The sequence below is a fragment of the Pseudomonas sp. NFX1 genome (assembly GCF_051123555.1).
Classification (GTDB): Bacteria; Pseudomonadota; Gammaproteobacteria; order Pseudomonadales; family Pseudomonadaceae; genus Aquipseudomonas; species Aquipseudomonas capeferrum.
Genome location: NZ_CP169366.1, coordinates 5160315 through 5175773, shown reverse-complemented (window position 1 = coordinate 5175773; position 15459 = coordinate 5160315). Strand labels below are relative to the sequence as shown.

Annotated in this window: 9 protein-coding genes; 7 read left to right on the top strand and 2 right to left on the bottom strand. The window is 64.3% G+C overall.

Features of this window, described 5'->3' with window-relative positions:
- Positions 1–90: 90 nt before the first annotated feature.
- The gene (locus DJ563_RS23255) at positions 91–927 is read right to left on the bottom strand and encodes a 23S rRNA (adenine(2030)-N(6))-methyltransferase RlmJ (RefSeq protein WP_274097535.1); all 837 of its coding nucleotides are present in this window, start codon (positions 925–927) and stop codon (positions 91–93) included.
- A 167-nt stretch (positions 928–1094) separates the two neighbouring features.
- On the opposite strand from DJ563_RS23255, the gene DJ563_RS23250 reads away from it, so the two are divergent.
- Complete coding sequence (locus DJ563_RS23250) at positions 1095–1352, top strand: hypothetical protein (protein ID WP_274097534.1); 258 nt, start codon at positions 1095–1097, stop codon at positions 1350–1352.
- 126 nt (positions 1353–1478) lie between these two features.
- Here the strand turns inward: DJ563_RS23250 and putP are convergent, their stop codons facing one another.
- Positions 1479–2957: a sodium/proline symporter PutP gene (gene putP / locus DJ563_RS23245; RefSeq protein WP_274097533.1), complete on the bottom strand. Its 1479-nt coding sequence runs from the start codon at positions 2955–2957 to the stop codon at positions 1479–1481.
- Positions 2958–3313: 356 nt separating this feature from the next.
- Between putP and putA the strand changes: the two genes are divergently transcribed.
- The 6 genes from putA (at position 3314) to dbpA (ending at position 15358) form a co-directional block, all read left to right on the top strand.
- Positions 3314–7267, top strand: a complete 3954-nt coding sequence (putA, locus tag DJ563_RS23240) for a trifunctional transcriptional regulator/proline dehydrogenase/L-glutamate gamma-semialdehyde dehydrogenase (RefSeq protein ID WP_274097532.1) — start codon at positions 3314–3316, stop codon at positions 7265–7267.
- Positions 7268–7729: 462 nt separating this feature from the next.
- Complete coding sequence (locus DJ563_RS23235; RefSeq protein WP_434518404.1) at positions 7730–9532, top strand: acyl-CoA dehydrogenase; 1803 nt, start codon at positions 7730–7732, stop codon at positions 9530–9532.
- A 31-nt stretch (positions 9533–9563) separates the two neighbouring features.
- Positions 9564–11006 carry a TldD/PmbA family protein gene (locus tag DJ563_RS23230; RefSeq protein ID WP_434518403.1) on the top strand — a complete coding sequence of 481 codons (1443 nt, stop codon included), beginning with the start codon at positions 9564–9566 and terminating at the stop codon, positions 11004–11006.
- A complete protein-coding gene (locus DJ563_RS23225; RefSeq protein WP_434518402.1) occupies positions 11006–12337 on the top strand; it encodes a TldD/PmbA family protein in 1332 nt (443 codons plus the stop codon). Before DJ563_RS23230 ends, DJ563_RS23225 begins: the two co-directional genes overlap by 1 nt.
- Positions 12338–12480: 143 nt before the next feature.
- Complete coding sequence (gene mdtD / locus DJ563_RS23220; RefSeq protein ID WP_033701864.1) at positions 12481–13908, top strand: multidrug transporter subunit MdtD; 1428 nt, start codon at positions 12481–12483, stop codon at positions 13906–13908.
- A gap of 112 nt (positions 13909–14020) precedes the next feature.
- The gene (gene dbpA, locus DJ563_RS23215) at positions 14021–15358 is read left to right on the top strand and encodes an ATP-dependent RNA helicase DbpA (protein WP_434519743.1); all 1338 of its coding nucleotides are present in this window, start codon (positions 14021–14023) and stop codon (positions 15356–15358) included.
- Positions 15359–15459: the final 101 nt, after the last annotated feature.

Genomic DNA, 15459 nt, shown 5'->3' with positions numbered 1-15459 from the left:
CTAAAAGGCGGGATTATAACGCAAACCAGAACGACACACCGCCCCTTGTAGGGGCGGCGGCGCGGCAAATCTGCAGCGGTGGGCAGTGCCTTATTCGGCGATCAGCCAGTCCATCCGGTAGCTGCCAGCGGTCTGCGCCAGCTCCTTGGCCAGCCAAGGCAGCAGCTCCTTGAGCTCCTCTTCAAGGCCCCACGGCGGGTTGGCAATGGCCAGGCCAGAGCCATTCAGCCCCTGCGGGCTGTCCTGGTGGTGCACGTACAACTCGACCCGCAGCAGCTTCGGCGCACCGGTACTGGTGAGGTCCTGGTAGAACCGGGTGAGCGAGCGCTGGTCCTTGATCGGGTACCAAATGGCAGCGACGGTCTGGCGCATGCGGCCAATCGCCTCTTTCAGCGAGCTGGTGCAGCGCTTGAGCTCGTCAGCCTGCTCGAATGGCGGGTCGATCAGCATGATCGCGCGCTTTTCCTGCACCGGCAGCAACGCCCGCGGTACATGCCAACCCTCACCCAGGTGCACCACCACGCGCGGGTCTTTCTTCATGTTCTCTTTGAGCAGCGGCCCGTCTTCAGGGTGCTTCTCGTTGAGCAACGCCCGGTCCTGCTGACGCATCAGGCGGCGAGCCAGTTCTGGCGACCCAGGGTAGTAGCGCAATTCGCCATCGGCATTCAGGCGCTTGATGACACGCAGGTAGTCGGCGGCCATCGCCGGGACATCATCGCGATTCCACAAGCGTGCAACACCTTCGAGGTATTCACCGGTACGGGTCGCCTGGTCGCCCTGCAGGTCGTAAAGACCGAGGCCGGCGTGGGTGTCTATATAGGCGAACGGCTGCTCCTTGCGCGACATCAGGGCGATGAGGCGGGTCAGCACGATGTGCTTGAGAACGTCGGCATGGTTGCCGGCGTGGAAGGCGTGACGATAGTTCATGGCAACTCCTGCGGGGGTGGCAAGTTTACCTCGTAAGACCGGCGGAGTCAGGTACGGGCACGCACAGTTCATCCACCCACCTCACCCCATGTCAGGTAGCCATTCCTCGTTCTTCACCTCAGGCATGGAGCTCAAACTAGCGCTTCCATTATCAAGGAGTACCTGACATGAAAGCTTCCATCACGTTCGACAACACCGAAACACCACTGGTACACGGCGACCTCGGTATCGCCAATGTGCCGTACACCGCTGTACTCGAAATCACCAAGCCCGATGGCACGACCGACAACCTGGTCGTAGGGTCCTCGCAAAGCACAAAGTGGTCGATGAACCTGGATAGTTACGCTCCTGGCGATTACGACGCGCTGATCCGCCCAAGGGAAGCAAACGCGTTTGAAGCAACCCGAGTGAAGTTCTCGCTGTAAGCAGGCTTCACTGAAAAGCAAGCGGCCCGAACAATCTGATTGTTCGGGCCGCTTGCTTTTACCGGGCCAACGCCCAGCGGATTCTAACCAGGCAGTCAGCAGCAAAGCTGACTGTCGGCACAAGGGTTACTTGTCAGCGTGATACGCCGCATCAGCAGTCTCGAAGCGCTGCACCATCGCCTGCGATGGGCTACCCAGCTTGCTCACCAGAATGATGGCGATGCTGGCCAACAGGAAGCCCGGGATGATTTCGTACAGACCCCAGACATCGATCTGCTTCCACACGATCACGGTCAGCGCACCCACCACGATACCGGCCAGGGCACCGTTACGGGTCATGCCCTTCCACAGTACCGAGATCAGCACCACCGGACCAAAGGCAGCACCGAAGCCTGCCCAGGCATAAGCCACCAGGCCCAGTACACGGTTGTCCGGGTCGGCTGCCATGGCGATGGCGATCAGCGCCACGGCCAGCACCATCAGGCGGCCAATCCAGACCAGCTCGCGCTGCGAGGCATTCTTGCGCAGGAAGGCTTTATAGAAGTCTTCGGTCAAGGCACTGGAGCAAACCAGCAACTGGCAGCTCAGGGTGCTCATCACCGCCGCCAGGATGGCCGACAGCAGCACACCGGCGATCCATGGGTTGAACAGGATCTTCGCCAGCTCGATGAACACGCGCTCGCGGTTCTCGGTGACCGGGCCTGCCAGGTCAGGGTGCGCCGAGAAGTAGGCGATGCCGAAGAAGCCCACGGCGCAAGTGCCGGCCAGGCACAGGATCATCCAGGTCATGGAAATGCGACGTGCCTTGGCGATCGACTTGACCGAATCGGCGGCCATGAAGCGCGCCAGGATGTGCGGCTGCCCGAAGTAACCCAGCCCCCAGCCCATCAGCGAGATGATGCCGACGAAGGTTGCGCCTTTGAGCATGTCGAAGTTGGCCGGGTTCTGCGCCTCGATGGCCAGGAAGGTGGTGTCGACGCCACCGGTGGAGATCAGCACGATGATCGGGGTAAGGATCAGCGCGAAGATCATCAGCGATGCCTGCACGGTATCGGTCCAGCTCACCGCCAGGAAACCACCGACGAAGGTATAGGCGATGGTCGCCGCAGCACCGGCCCACAGCGCGGTCTCATACGGCATGCCGAAGGTGCTTTCGAACAGACGAGCACCGGCCACGATGCCAGAGGCGCAATAGATGGTGAAGAACACCAGGATGACGATGGCCGAGATGATCCGCAGCAGGCCGCTTTGGTCTTCGAAACGGCTGGCGAAGTAGTCCGGCAGCGTCAGTGCATCGCCGTTGTGCTCGGTTTGCACCCGCAGGCGGCCGGCAACGAACAGCCAGTTCAGGTAGGCACCAACGGTCAGGCCGATGGCGATCCAGGCTTCGGAAAGGCCCGAGAAGTAGATGGCGCCCGGCAGGCCCATCAACAGCCAGCCGCTCATGTCGGAGGCACCGGCGGAAAGCGCGGTAACCACACTGCCCAAGCTGCGCCCGCCAAGGATGTAGTCGGAAAGGTTATTGGTGGCGCGATAGGCGGCGAAGCCGATCAGCACCATTGCCGCGATGTAGATCACGAAGGTGATCGTTAGTGGATTGCCCATGCGTGTGCCCTGGCGTTTGTTTTTATTTCATGCACAACCACAACGAGGTGGTTGCACCCAGGCGACGAATCCTATGCAACAACCCAAACGAGGTGCAACCATTTTTCTTCGTCTAGTTGCACCTACTTATGCATTTTCAGTTATTGCCTACTTTTTGCTCCTTTTTGGAGCAAAAACCGCGTTTTTCAGATTAAAACGCACCATAAACAACCCTTTATTAAGTGTAGGAATGTTCGCCGGACGAGTTGCACCTTTTCTGCCAAAAAAACGGGTTGCACCTGGTTGCACCCGAATTGTCCTACAGATACTCTTGGCGTCAGCTTAGGCCACAACCGTGGCAATAACGAGGATAAGAAATGGCGACGACCACCCTTGGGGTCAAACTTGATGACCCTACCCGTGAGCGACTCAAAGCAGCTGCGCAGTCCATCGACCGCACGCCGCACTGGTTGATCAAGCAAGCGATCTTCAACTACCTGGAGAAGCTCGAGGGTGGCGCCACCCTGACCGAACTCAACGGTCAGGCCAGCAACCTGGCCGACGACGCCGGTGAAATCCAGCCCGACCATGCTCACCAGTGCTTCCTCGAGTTCGCCGAGAGCATCCTGCCGCAATCGGTCCTGCGTTCGGCCATCACTGCCGCCTATCGCCGCCCCGAGCAGGAAGTTATCCCAATGCTGCTGGAGCAGGCTCGCCTGAGCGCGCCGCTGGCAGAGGCCACCAACAAACTGGCCGCCGGCATCGCCGAGAAACTGCGCAACCAGAAGAGCGCAGGCGGGCGTGCCGGCATCGTCCAGGGGCTGCTGCAAGAGTTCTCGCTGTCGTCCCAGGAAGGTGTGGCACTGATGTGCCTGGCCGAAGCCTTGCTGCGCATCCCCGACAAAGGCACCCGTGACGCGCTGATCCGCGACAAGATCAGCAACGGCAACTGGCAGCCGCACCTGGGCAACAGCCCGTCGCTGTTCGTCAACGCCGCCACCTGGGGGCTGTTGCTGACCGGCAAGCTGGTGTCTACCCATAATGAGTCCGGCCTGACCTCGTCGCTTACCCGCATCATCGGCAAAAGCGGCGAGCCGATGATCCGCAAGGGCGTCGACATGGCGATGCGCCTGATGGGCGAGCAGTTTGTCACCGGCGAAACCATCGCCGAAGCCCTGGCCAACGCCAGCCGTTTCGAGGCCAAGGGTTTCCGTTATTCCTACGACATGCTCGGCGAAGCCGCACTGACCGAGCACGACGCCCAGAAGTACCTGGCGTCCTACGAGCAGGCCATCCACTCGATCGGCAAAGCCTCCCATGGCCGCGGCATCTATGAAGGCCCGGGCATCTCGATCAAGCTGTCGGCGCTGCACCCACGCTACAGCCGCGCCCAGTACGAGCGCGTGATGGAAGAGCTGTACCCGCGCCTGCTGTCGCTGACCCTGCTGGCCAAGCAATACGACATCGGCCTGAACATCGACGCCGAAGAGGCCGACCGCCTGGAGCTGTCGCTCGACCTGCTCGAGCGCCTGTGCTTCGAGCCTTCGCTGGCTGGCTGGAACGGCATTGGTTTCGTTATCCAGGCCTACCAGAAGCGCTGCCCGTACGTCATCGACTATGTCATCGACCTGGCCAAGCGCAGCCGCCACCGCCTGATGATCCGCCTGGTGAAAGGCGCCTACTGGGACAGCGAGATCAAGCGCGCCCAGGTTGAAGGCCTGGAAGGCTACCCGGTCTATACCCGCAAGGTGTACACCGACGTTTCCTACGTTGCCTGTGCACGCAAGCTGCTGGCAGTACCCGAAGCCATCTACCCGCAGTTCGCCACGCATAACGCCCACACCCTGTCGGCCATCTACCACATCGCCGGCCAGAACTATTACCCAGGCCAGTACGAGTTCCAGTGCCTGCACGGCATGGGCGAGCCACTGTACGAACAAGTGGTCGGCAAGATCTCCGAAGGCAAGCTGAACCGCCCGTGCCGCGTGTACGCGCCGGTCGGCACCCACGAAACCCTGCTGGCCTACCTGGTCCGCCGCCTGCTGGAGAACGGCGCCAACACCTCGTTCGTCAACCGCATTGCCGACCACTCCATCTCTATCCAGGAACTGGTCGCCGACCCGGTCGCCAGCATCGAGCGCATGGGCACCCAGGAAGGCAGCCTCGGCCTGCCGCACCCGCGCATTCCGCTGCCGCGTGAGCTGTATGGCAGCGAGCGGGCCAACTCGGCCGGTATCGACATGGCCAACGAACACCGCCTGGCGTCGCTGTCCTGCGCCATGCTGGCCACCGCCCACAACGACTGGAAAGCCACCCCGCTGCTGGCCTGCGCCGCCAGTGAAGCAGCCGCAGCACCGGTACTCAACCCGGCAGACCATCGCGACGTGGTCGGCCATGTTCAGGAAGCCACCGTTGCCGACGTCGACAGCGCCATCCAATGCGCACTCAACGCCGCGCCGATCTGGCAGGCCACCCCGCCCGCAGAGCGCGCTGCGATCCTTGAGCGCACCGCCGACCTGATGGAGGCCGAGATCCAGCCGCTGATGGGCCTGCTCATCCGCGAAGCCGGCAAGACCTTCGCCAACGCCATCGCCGAAGTGCGCGAGGCCGTGGACTTCCTGCGCTACTACGCAGTGCAGGCACGCAATGATTTCAGCAACGACGCCCACCGCCCGCTGGGCCCGGTGGTGTGCATCAGCCCGTGGAACTTCCCGCTGGCGATCTTCACTGGCCAGGTGGCCGCAGCCCTGGCAGCCGGTAACCCGGTCTTGGCCAAGCCTGCCGAGCAGACCCCGCTGATCGCGGCCCAGGCCGTGCGCCTGCTGCTTGAGGCCGGTATTCCCGAAGGCGTCCTGCAACTGCTGCCAGGCCGTGGCGAGACCGTGGGTGCTGGCCTGGTCGGTGACGAGCGCGTCAAAGGCGTGATGTTCACCGGCTCCACCGAAGTCGCCCGCCTGCTGCAGCGCAACGTCGCCGGGCGCCTGGACAACCAGGGCCGGCCGATCCCGCTGATCGCCGAAACCGGCGGCCAGAACGCGATGATTGTCGACTCCTCGGCACTGACCGAGCAGGTGGTGATCGATGTGGTGTCCTCGGCCTTCGACAGCGCCGGCCAGCGTTGCTCGGCCCTGCGCGTGCTGTGCCTGCAGGAAGATTCTGCCGACCGCGTGATCGAAATGCTCAAGGGTGCCATGGCCGAAAACCGCCTGGGCAACCCGGACCGCCTGGCCGTGGATATCGGCCCGGTGATCGATGCCGAAGCCAAGGCGGGTATCGAAAAACACATCCAGGGCATGCGTGAAAAAGGCCGCTCGGTGTACCAGGTCGCCATCGCCGATGCTGGCGAGGTCAAGCGCGGCACCTTCGTCATGCCGACCCTGATCGAGCTGGACAGCTTCGATGAGCTCAAGCGCGAGATCTTCGGCCCGGTGCTGCACGTGGTGCGCTACAACCGCCGCAACCTCGACCAGTTGATCGAGCAGATCAACAACTCCGGCTACGGCCTGACCCTCGGCGTGCACACCCGCATCGACGAGACCATCGCCAAGGTGGTGGAGAACGCCAACGCCGGCAACATGTACGTCAACCGCAACATCGTTGGTGCGGTGGTGGGCGTGCAGCCGTTCGGTGGTGAAGGCCTGTCTGGTACCGGCCCGAAAGCTGGTGGCCCGCTGTACCTGTACCGCCTGCTGTCGACCCGCCCGGCTGACGCGATTGGCCGTCACTTCCAGCATCAGGATGGCGAAGGCAAGCCGGACCGTACGCTGCACGAGCAGTTGATCAAGCCGCTGCACAGCCTCAAGGCCTGGGCCGAGAGCAACCAGCAGGCCGACCTGGCCGCGCTGTGCACACAGTTCGCCGGCCAGTCGCAGAGCGGCATCGCCCGCCTGCTGCCAGGGCCTACCGGCGAGCGCAACAGCTACACCATCCTGCCGCGCGAGCACGTGCTGTGCCTGGCGGACAACGAGGCTGACCTGCTGGCGCAGTTTGCCGCGGTGCTGGCCGTTGGCAGCTCGGCGGTGTGGGTGGATGGCGAGCCAGGCAAAGGCCTGCGCGGCCGCCTGCCGAAGGAGCTGCAGGGCAAGGTCAAGCTGGTGGCGGACTGGAACAAGGATGACGTGGCGTTCGATGCCGTGATCCACCATGGCGACTCGGACCAGCTGCGTGGCGTTTGCCAGCAGGTGGCCAAGCGCGCCGGGGCGATCGTCGGGGTGCACGGGTTGTCCAGCGGGGATCATCAGATTGCATTGGAGCGGTTGGTGATTGAGCGGGCGGTGAGTGTGAATACCGCTGCTGCTGGGGGTAATGCCAGCTTGATGACCATTGGTTGATAGCTGACGGTTGGTGAAGAAGGAGAGCTTAGGCTCTCCTTTTTTTATGGGTTTGGTGTTACGGCCACCAGGTGCATGCCACCGGCTTCTCGGGCGCGATCGCGATCGAGCGCCGCCCGCGCGGCGCATCGCGAGCCAGCTCGCTCCTACATTTGTTTCGGGCCAGTTATTCCTGAGGTATTGGCGCGCGGCCCCTTGGTGCCTGTCTCGATATCGCGTCGTACAAACAAGGCGGTCGCGCGCAAATGCCACAGGCCTCACTGGCCCGAAACAAATGTAGGAGCGAGCTGGCTCGCGATGCGCCGCGCGGGCGGCGCTCGATCTCAGGACCAGCAAATACGTCACGGCTAGCGCCTGCCCGCCCCCAAACCTTCTAAACCCATATCACCCCCACCTATTAACCTGTCTCCCACCTCTATTTAAATCCTAGACTCGGTCCAACCCCGCCCAAGGACCGCCCCGATGCCCGAGACCCTGCTCAGCCCCCGCAACCTCGCCTTCGAACTCTACGAAGTGCTCGACGCCGAAGCCCTGACCCAGCGCCCGCGCTTCGCCGAGCACAGCCGCGAAACCTTCGACGCTGCCCTGACCACCGCCCGCACCATCGCCGAAAAGTACTTCGCGCCCCACAACCGCAAGGCCGACGAAAACGAGCCGCGCTATGTGGACGGCCGCGCCGAGCTGATCCCGGAGGTCAAACCGGCAGTCGATGCCTTCCTCGATGCGGGGTTTCTCAACGCCAACCGCGACTTCGAAGCCGGCGGCATGCAACTGCCCAGCCTGGTCTCGCAAGCCTGCTTCGCCCACTTCCAGGCTGCAAACGCCGGCACCACGGCCTACCCGTTCCTGACCATGGGCGCGGCCAACCTGATAGAGAGCTTCGGCTGCGAGGAGCAAAAGCGCCTGTTCCTGCAGCCGATGATCGAAGGCCGCTACTTCGGCACCATGGCGCTGACCGAACCGCATGCCGGGTCTTCACTGGCCGATATCCGCACCCGCGCCGAACCCGCCGGCGATGGCAGCTACCGGATCAAGGGCAACAAGATCTTCATCTCCGGCGGCGACCACGAACTGTCGGAAAACATCGTGCACATGGTCCTGGCCAAGCTGCCGGACGCACCGCCCGGCGTGAAGGGCATCTCGCTGTTCATCGTGCCCAAGTACCTGGTCAATCCGGATGGCAGCCGTGGCGAACGCAACGACGTGCTGCTGGCCGGCCTGTTCCACAAGATGGGCTGGCGCGGCACCACCTCTACCGCGCTCAACTTCGGTGACAACGGCCAGTGCGTCGGCTACCTGGTCGGCCAGCCGCACCAGGGCCTGGCCTGCATGTTCCAGATGATGAACGAGGCACGTATCGGCGTCGGCATGGGCGCGGTGATGCTCGGTTATGCCGGCTACCTGTATTCGCTGGAGTACGCCCGCCAACGGCCGCAGGGGCGCCTGCCAGACAGCAAGGACCCGCAGAGCCCCGCCGTCCCTATCATTGGGCACAGCGACGTCAAGCGCATGCTGCTGACCCAAAAAGCCTACGTGGAAGGCGCCTTCGACCTGGGCCTGTACGCCGCGCGCCTGTTCGACGACACCCAGACCGCCGACGACCAGAGCTCTCGGCAACAGGCCCAGACACTGCTCGACCTGCTGACCCCGATCGTCAAATCCTGGCCGTCGGCGTACTGCCTCAAAGCTAACGAACTGGCCATCCAGATCCTCGGCGGGCACGGCTACACCCGCGAATACCCGGTCGAGCAGCATTACCGCGACAACCGCCTGAACCCGATCCACGAGGGCACTGAGGGCATCCAGTCACTCGACCTGCTCGGCCGCAAGCTGGCGCAACACAACGGCGCCGGGCTCAAGCATCTGATTCGCCTGATCGCCAGCACGGCCGAGCGCGCCAGCCACCACCCCGGCCTCGATACCCTGCGCCAGCCACTGGAGCAACTGGTCAATCGCCTGCAAGCCGTCACCCTCGCCCTACTGGGCGATCTGGCCCAGGGCAAGGTCAGCGCCGCCCTGGCCAACTCGGCCCTGTACCTGAAGGCGTTCGGCCATTGCGTGATCGGTTGGCGCTGGCTGGAGCAAGCCATCCACGCTGAACTTGGCCTGCTCAAGGGCAATGCCGCAGACCGCGACTTCTACCAGGGCAAACTGCAGGCCGCCCGTTATTTCCTCACCTGGGAAGTGCCTGGCTGCCATAATGAGCTGGCATTGCTCGAGGCCCGCGACGATACGTGCCTGAGCATGCGAGAGGAGTGGTTCTAGGGGGAGCCACCACTGACTCGGAGGTTCCCGCATGTTCGATTCCAGCGCCCTGCTGCGCCAGCGGTTCGCCGCGCTGCGCAGCACGGCGGAGTTGTTTTCCCTGCGCCATGTGAAACAGTCGCACCAGGCGCTGTCGGTGCGCCGCAATGTTACCGAGCCACCGTTCTTCAGCCAGGACGAGGGCGCCATGCTCACCGTGCGTGTCAATGGCGTGGAGGCTTATGCAGCCACCGCAGACTTGTCCCAGCACGGCCTGCAACAGGCACTCGAACGCGCCGAAGCCCTGGCCCGGCAGCTCGCCGGGCATAGCCTGCTGGACCTGCGCGAGCAACCGGTGACCAGCGCGCGCCACGACCACGTTTCGCCCCACTTCGATCAACCCTTGCCCAGCCTTGCCGACTGCCTCGGCCTGCTCGCCGCGGAATCGGCCAGCGTGCCCAGCGACAGCCGCCTGGTGGACTGGCAGGCCGGCCTGGGCATGAGCGTGGTCGAGCAAACCTACCTCAACTCTGCCGGCGCCGAACTGCGCCACGCCCAGCGTTTCCTGTTCCCAGGCCTGAGCGTGACCGCCAGCGACGGCCAGGACAGCCAGAGCCGCAGCCTGGGCCGGGACAACTTCGGCCAGCAGGGCGGTTTCGAGATCGTCGAGCGCTGTGGCCTGGTCGGCGCCGCCAGCCGCGTCGCCGACGAAGCGCTGCAACTGCTGCTGGCACCCAATACACCCAGCGGCCCGCGCGACCTGCTGCTGATGCCCGACCAGATGATGCTGCAGATTCACGAGTCCATCGGCCACCCGCTGGAGATGGACCGCATTCTCGGCGACGAGCGCAACTACGCCGGCACCAGCTTCGTCAAAGCCAGCGACTTCGGCCACCTGCAATACGGCTCGGCGCTGCTCAACGTGACCTTCGACCCTACCATCGACGAAGAGCTGGCCAGCTACAGCTACGACGATGACGGCACCCAGGCCAGCAAGCAATTCCTGATCCGCGACGGCCTGCTGCTGCGCCCATTGGGCGGCGCCCTGTCGCAGTTCCGCTCGGGCCTGGACGGCGTGGCCAACAGCCGTGCCTGTGGCTGGAACCGCGCACCGATCGACCGCATGGCCAACCTCAACATCGAGCCAGGCGACTGCTCGCTGGCACAATTGGTCAAGGGCATCGAGCACGGCATCCTGATGCGCACCAACCGCTCGTGGTCCATCGACGATGCACGCAACAAGTTCCAGTTCGGCTGCGAGTGGGGCCAACTGATCGAGGACGGCGAACTCAAGGGCATCGTCAAAAACCCCAACTACCGCGGCATCTCGGCGCAGTTCTGGCGCAACCTGTCGGCAGTCGGCGACCGCAGCACCTTCCAGGTGCTGGGCACGCCCAACTGCGGCAAAGGCGAACCCAACCAGGTGGTACGGGTCGGCCACGCCTCGCCGGCCTGCGTGTTCCGCCAGATCGACGTATTCGGAGGCGACGCCTGATGAGCGCCACACCCCAGCAACGCTTCGAAACCCTGCTTGGCGCCCTGCGCGACACCCTTCAGGTGGGCGAGCAGTTCACCCTTGGTTACAGCGCCGAACAGTCGCAGTTCATCCGCTTCAACCACGCCCAGGTGCGTCAGGCCGGCGAGGTCAGCCAGGCCAGCGTGCAATTGCGCCTGATGCGTGACGGCCGCCAGGCCGAGCAGCAGATCACCCTGGGCGATGATGCCGTGCTGGACCGCACGCGCCTGGCCGATGCCCTCAGTCAACTGCGCCAGACCCTGCCGCTGTTGCCGGTCGACCCCTACCTGCGCCTGGACGATACCCCATGGCACAGCCATAGCCAGCAGGATCACCCACTGCCGGAACTGGATGAGGTCCTTGCCCTGATCGAACGTGAAGCCGGCGACATGGACTTGGTCGGTATCTATGCCGCCGGGCCGATCTGTCGCGGTTTCGCCAGCTCGTTCGGCGCCTTCGGCTGGCACCAGGCCAACAGTTTCAACATGGACTGGAGCCTGTTCCACAGCAACGGCCAAGCAGTGAAAGCCAACTATGCCGGGCAGGTGTGGCACGCCGACGACTTCACCGCCCGCCTGCGCCAGGCCCGCGAACAGCTGGCCTTCCTCGGCCGCCCGGCGATTACCTTGAAGCCGGGCAGCTACCGCGCCTACCTGGCGCCTGCGGCCATGGACGAAATTGCCGGCATGCTGTGCTGGGGCGGTTTTTCCGCGCAGGCGCTGGCCACTGGCAACAGCGCCCTGCAGCGTCTGTACAACGGCGATGCCCGCTTGAGCCCGCTGGTCAGCTTCGACGAGCAGGTCAGCGGCTCGCTGAGCCCGGCGTTCTCGGATGAGGGCTCACCGCGCCTCGATGTGCCGCTGATCACCCAAGGCCAGGCCGTACAGCGCTTGATCAGCGCGCGTAGCGCGGCCGAGTTCGCACTGCAGGCCAATGGCGCCGACAGCTACGAGTCGCCCTGCGCCTTGAGCCTGGCGCCGGGTAACCTGGCCAGTGAGGCGATCCTCGAACGGCTTGGCACCGGGCTATATATCAGCAACCTGTGGTACCTGAACTACTCGGACCTGCCAGCGGCGCGCATGACCGGCCTGACCCGCTTTGCCACCTTCTGGGTGGAGAATGGCGAGATTCAGGGGCCGGTGAGCACCATGCGCTTCGATGACAGCCTGTTCAGCCTGTTGGGCAACCAACTGGAAGACCTGACCCGCGAGCGCGAGATGATCCTGTCCACCAGTACCTATGGACAGCGCAGTACCGGGTCGAGTCATTTGCCGGGGGCTCTGGTCAAAGGGCTTACCCTGACATTGTGATTGGCGTTGCTGGCCTCTTCGCGGGGCAAGCCCACTCTCACATATAGCCGCTGTTTCTGGTGGCTGCACGGTACTTGCGGGAGCGGCGGTGCGGCGATCCGACTTGCCCCGCGAAGAGGCCCGTACTGACAAACGAGGACGTCATGCCCGAACGCACCCCGCTCGACCCCGTCACCGCCCGCTGGATCCCGTGGGTAGTGGCCATCGCTTTCTTCATGCAGTCCCTGGACGGCACCATCCTCAACACCGCGCTGCCGGCCATGGCCCGCTCGCTGGAAGAGGACCCGCTGCGCATGCAAGGCGTGATCATCGCCTACATGCTCACCGTGGCTTTGCTGATCCCCGCCTCCGGCTGGATCGCCGACCGCTTCGGCACCAAGCGCATCTTCTTCAGCGCCATCCTGCTGTTCAGCTTCGGCTCGCTGCTGTGCGCGGCCGCCAACAGCCTGGGCTTTCTGATTTTGGCGCGGGTCGTCCAGGGCCTGGGCGGCGCGCTGATGCTGCCGGTCGGGCGGCTGGTGGTGCTGCGCGCCTATCCACGCACCGAACTGGTGCGCATCATGAGTTTCATCACCATCCCCGGCCTGCTCGGCCCCCTGCTCGGCCCCACGGTCGGCGGCTGGCTGGTGGAGATCCTCAGCTGGCACTGGATCTTCCTGCTCAACCTGCCGGTGGGCGCCATCGGTTGCTATGCCGTGTGGAAGTTCATCCCCGACCTGCGCGGTGCCGAGCGCACCAGCTTCGATGGCCCGGGTTTTCTGCTGTTCGGCGCGGCGATGGTGCTGATCACCATCGCCATGGAAGGCCTGGGCGAGTTGCACCTGCCGCACCTGCGGGTGATGTTGCTGCTGTTCGCCGGCATGGCCTGCCTGGCCGCGTACTGGCTGCGTGCCGGGCGCGACCCAGAGCCGCTGTTCTCGCCCAGCCTGTTCCGTGTACGCACCTTTGCCATCGGCATCCTCGGCAACCTGTTCGCTCGTCTGGGCAGCGGTGCCCTGCCCTTCCTGGTGCCCTTGCTGTTGCAGGTGGCGTTGGGCTATTCGCCGGCCCAGGCCGGCATGAGCATGATCCCGCTGGCAGCGGCGGCGATGCTCGCCAAGTCCATTGCCCGGCCGCTGATCGAGCGCCTTGGCTACCGCATCATCCTCACCGGCAACACCCTGCTGCTGGGCCTGCTGCTGGCCAGCCTGGGGCTGATCGACGAACAGACCCCCTACGCCGTACTGCTGATACACCTGGGCCTGCTCGGCGCGGTCAACTCCATGCAGTTCACGGCCATGAACACGGTGACCCTGATCGACCTCGACGATGCCAGCGCCAGCAGCGGCAACAGCCTGCTATCGGTGGTCGCCCAGCTGGCCCTGAGCCTGGGCGTGGCCTGCGCCGGGGCATTGCTCGGCGGCTTCACCGCCGCGGGCAGTGCCGAAGGCGTGGAAAGCACCTTGGGGGCGTTCCAGCTGACTTTCGTCACCATCGGCATCATGTCGATGCTGGCAGCGGCGATCTTCCTGCAACTGGCGCCGACAGACGGAAGGCGTGCCCGTCGTCCGGAACAACACATGGAGTCGTAGGGCGAATGGCCATGAGGCTGGTAGACTGTGCGGCATTTTTCGCTTCGCTACACAGGCCCGCCTCGTGACCACCGAAACCACCGCCTTTGCCACTCTGCCGCTGTCCGCCGCCATGCTGGCCAACCTGGACGCCCTCGGCTATGCCTCGATGACGCCGATCCAGGCCCAGAGCCTGCCGGTCATCCTCAGGGGCCAGGACCTGATCGCCCAGGCCAAGACCGGCAGCGGCAAGACCGCTGCGTTCGGCATCGGCCTGCTGAACCCGATCAACCCGCGTTACTTCGGTTGCCAGGCACTGGTGTTGTGCCCGACCCGCGAACTGGCTGACCAGGTCGCCAAAGAGCTCCGCCGCCTGGCCCGTGCCGAGGACAACATCAAGATCCTGACCCTGTGTGGCGGCGTCTCGCTCGGCCCGCAGATCGCCTCGCTGGAGCACGGTGCGCACATCATCGTCGGCACCCCAGGGCGCATCCAGCAGCACCTGGAAAAGGGCACGCTGGTACTCGACGGGCTCAACACCCTGGTGCTGGACGAAGCCGACCGCATGCTCGACATGGGCTTCTTCGACGCCATCGCCAGCATCATCGGCAAGACCCCGGCGCGTCGCCAGACCCTGCTGTTCTCGGCCACCTACCCGGCCGGCATCGAGCAACTGGCCGCAGACTTCATGCGCAAGCCGCAGCAGGTCAAGGTCGAAAGCCTGCACACCGACAATCAGATCGAACAACGCTTCATCGAAATCGACGCACAGCAGCGCCTGGATGCGGTGACCCGCGTGCTCGGCCACTACCGCCCACAATCGTGCGTGGCGTTCTGCTTCACCAAGCAGCAGTGCGAAGACGTGGTCGCCCACCTCACGGCCAAAGGTATCGTCGCCCAGGCCCTGCACGGTGACCTCGAACAGCGCGACCGCGACCAGGTGCTGGCGATGTTCGCCAACCGCAGCAGCTCGGTGCTGGTGGCGACCGACGTGGCCGCACGCGGCCTGGACATCGACGGCCTGGACATGGTGCTCAACGTTGAACTGGCGCGGGATGCCGAAATCCATGTGCACCGCGTCGGCCGCACCGGCCGTGCGGGTGAGAAAGGCGTTGCGGTCAGCCTGGTGGCCCCGGCCGAAGGGCATCGCGCCCAGGCCATCGAGGCACTGCAGAAGAGCCCGTTGCACTGGGACCAGCTCGACAGCCTGAAAAACAAGGGCGGTGAGCCGCTGCTGCCGGTGATGAGCACCTTGTGCATCGCTGCCGGACGCAAGGACAAGCTGCGCCCGGGTGACATCCTGGGGGCGCTGACCGGTGATGCCGGCATCCCGGGCAAGCAAGTGGGCAAGATCGCCATCTTCGACTTCCAGGCCTTTGTGGCGGTAGAGCGAGCACTGGCCAAGCAGGCCATGCAGCGGCTGAACAGCGGCAAGATCAAGGGCCGCGTTCTGAAAGTTCGTATTCTCTGAAATCCTTTGGGGCCGCTTTGCGGCCCGTTCGCGACACAAGGCCGCTCCTACAGGGGCATGCATATCCCTGTACGCGAAAGGGCTGCGCAAAAGCCCCAGCA

Bases quoted from the DNA above. Each gene is read 5' to 3' on its own strand.
- putA (WP_274097532.1), top strand. From the start codon at position 3,314: ATGGCGACGACCACCCTTGGGGTCAAACTTGATGACCCTACCCGTGAG.
- DJ563_RS23230 (WP_434518403.1), top strand. From the start codon at position 9,564: ATGTTCGATTCCAGCGCCCTGCTGCGCCAGCGGTTCGCCGCGCTGCGC.
- DJ563_RS23225 (WP_434518402.1), top strand. From the start codon at position 11,006: ATGAGCGCCACACCCCAGCAACGCTTCGAAACCCTGCTTGGCGCCCTG.
- dbpA (WP_434519743.1), top strand. From the start codon at position 14,021: ATGCTGGCCAACCTGGACGCCCTCGGCTATGCCTCGATGACGCCGATC.
- mdtD (WP_033701864.1), top strand. From the start codon at position 12,481: ATGCCCGAACGCACCCCGCTCGACCCCGTCACCGCCCGCTGGATCCCG.
- DJ563_RS23255 (WP_274097535.1), bottom strand. From the start codon at position 927: ATGAACTATCGTCACGCCTTCCACGCCGGCAACCATGCCGACGTTCTC.
- DJ563_RS23235 (WP_434518404.1), top strand. From the start codon at position 7,730: ATGCCCGAGACCCTGCTCAGCCCCCGCAACCTCGCCTTCGAACTCTAC.
- DJ563_RS23250 (WP_274097534.1), top strand. From the start codon at position 1,095: ATGAAAGCTTCCATCACGTTCGACAACACCGAAACACCACTGGTACAC.
- putP (WP_274097533.1), bottom strand. From the start codon at position 2,957: ATGGGCAATCCACTAACGATCACCTTCGTGATCTACATCGCGGCAATG.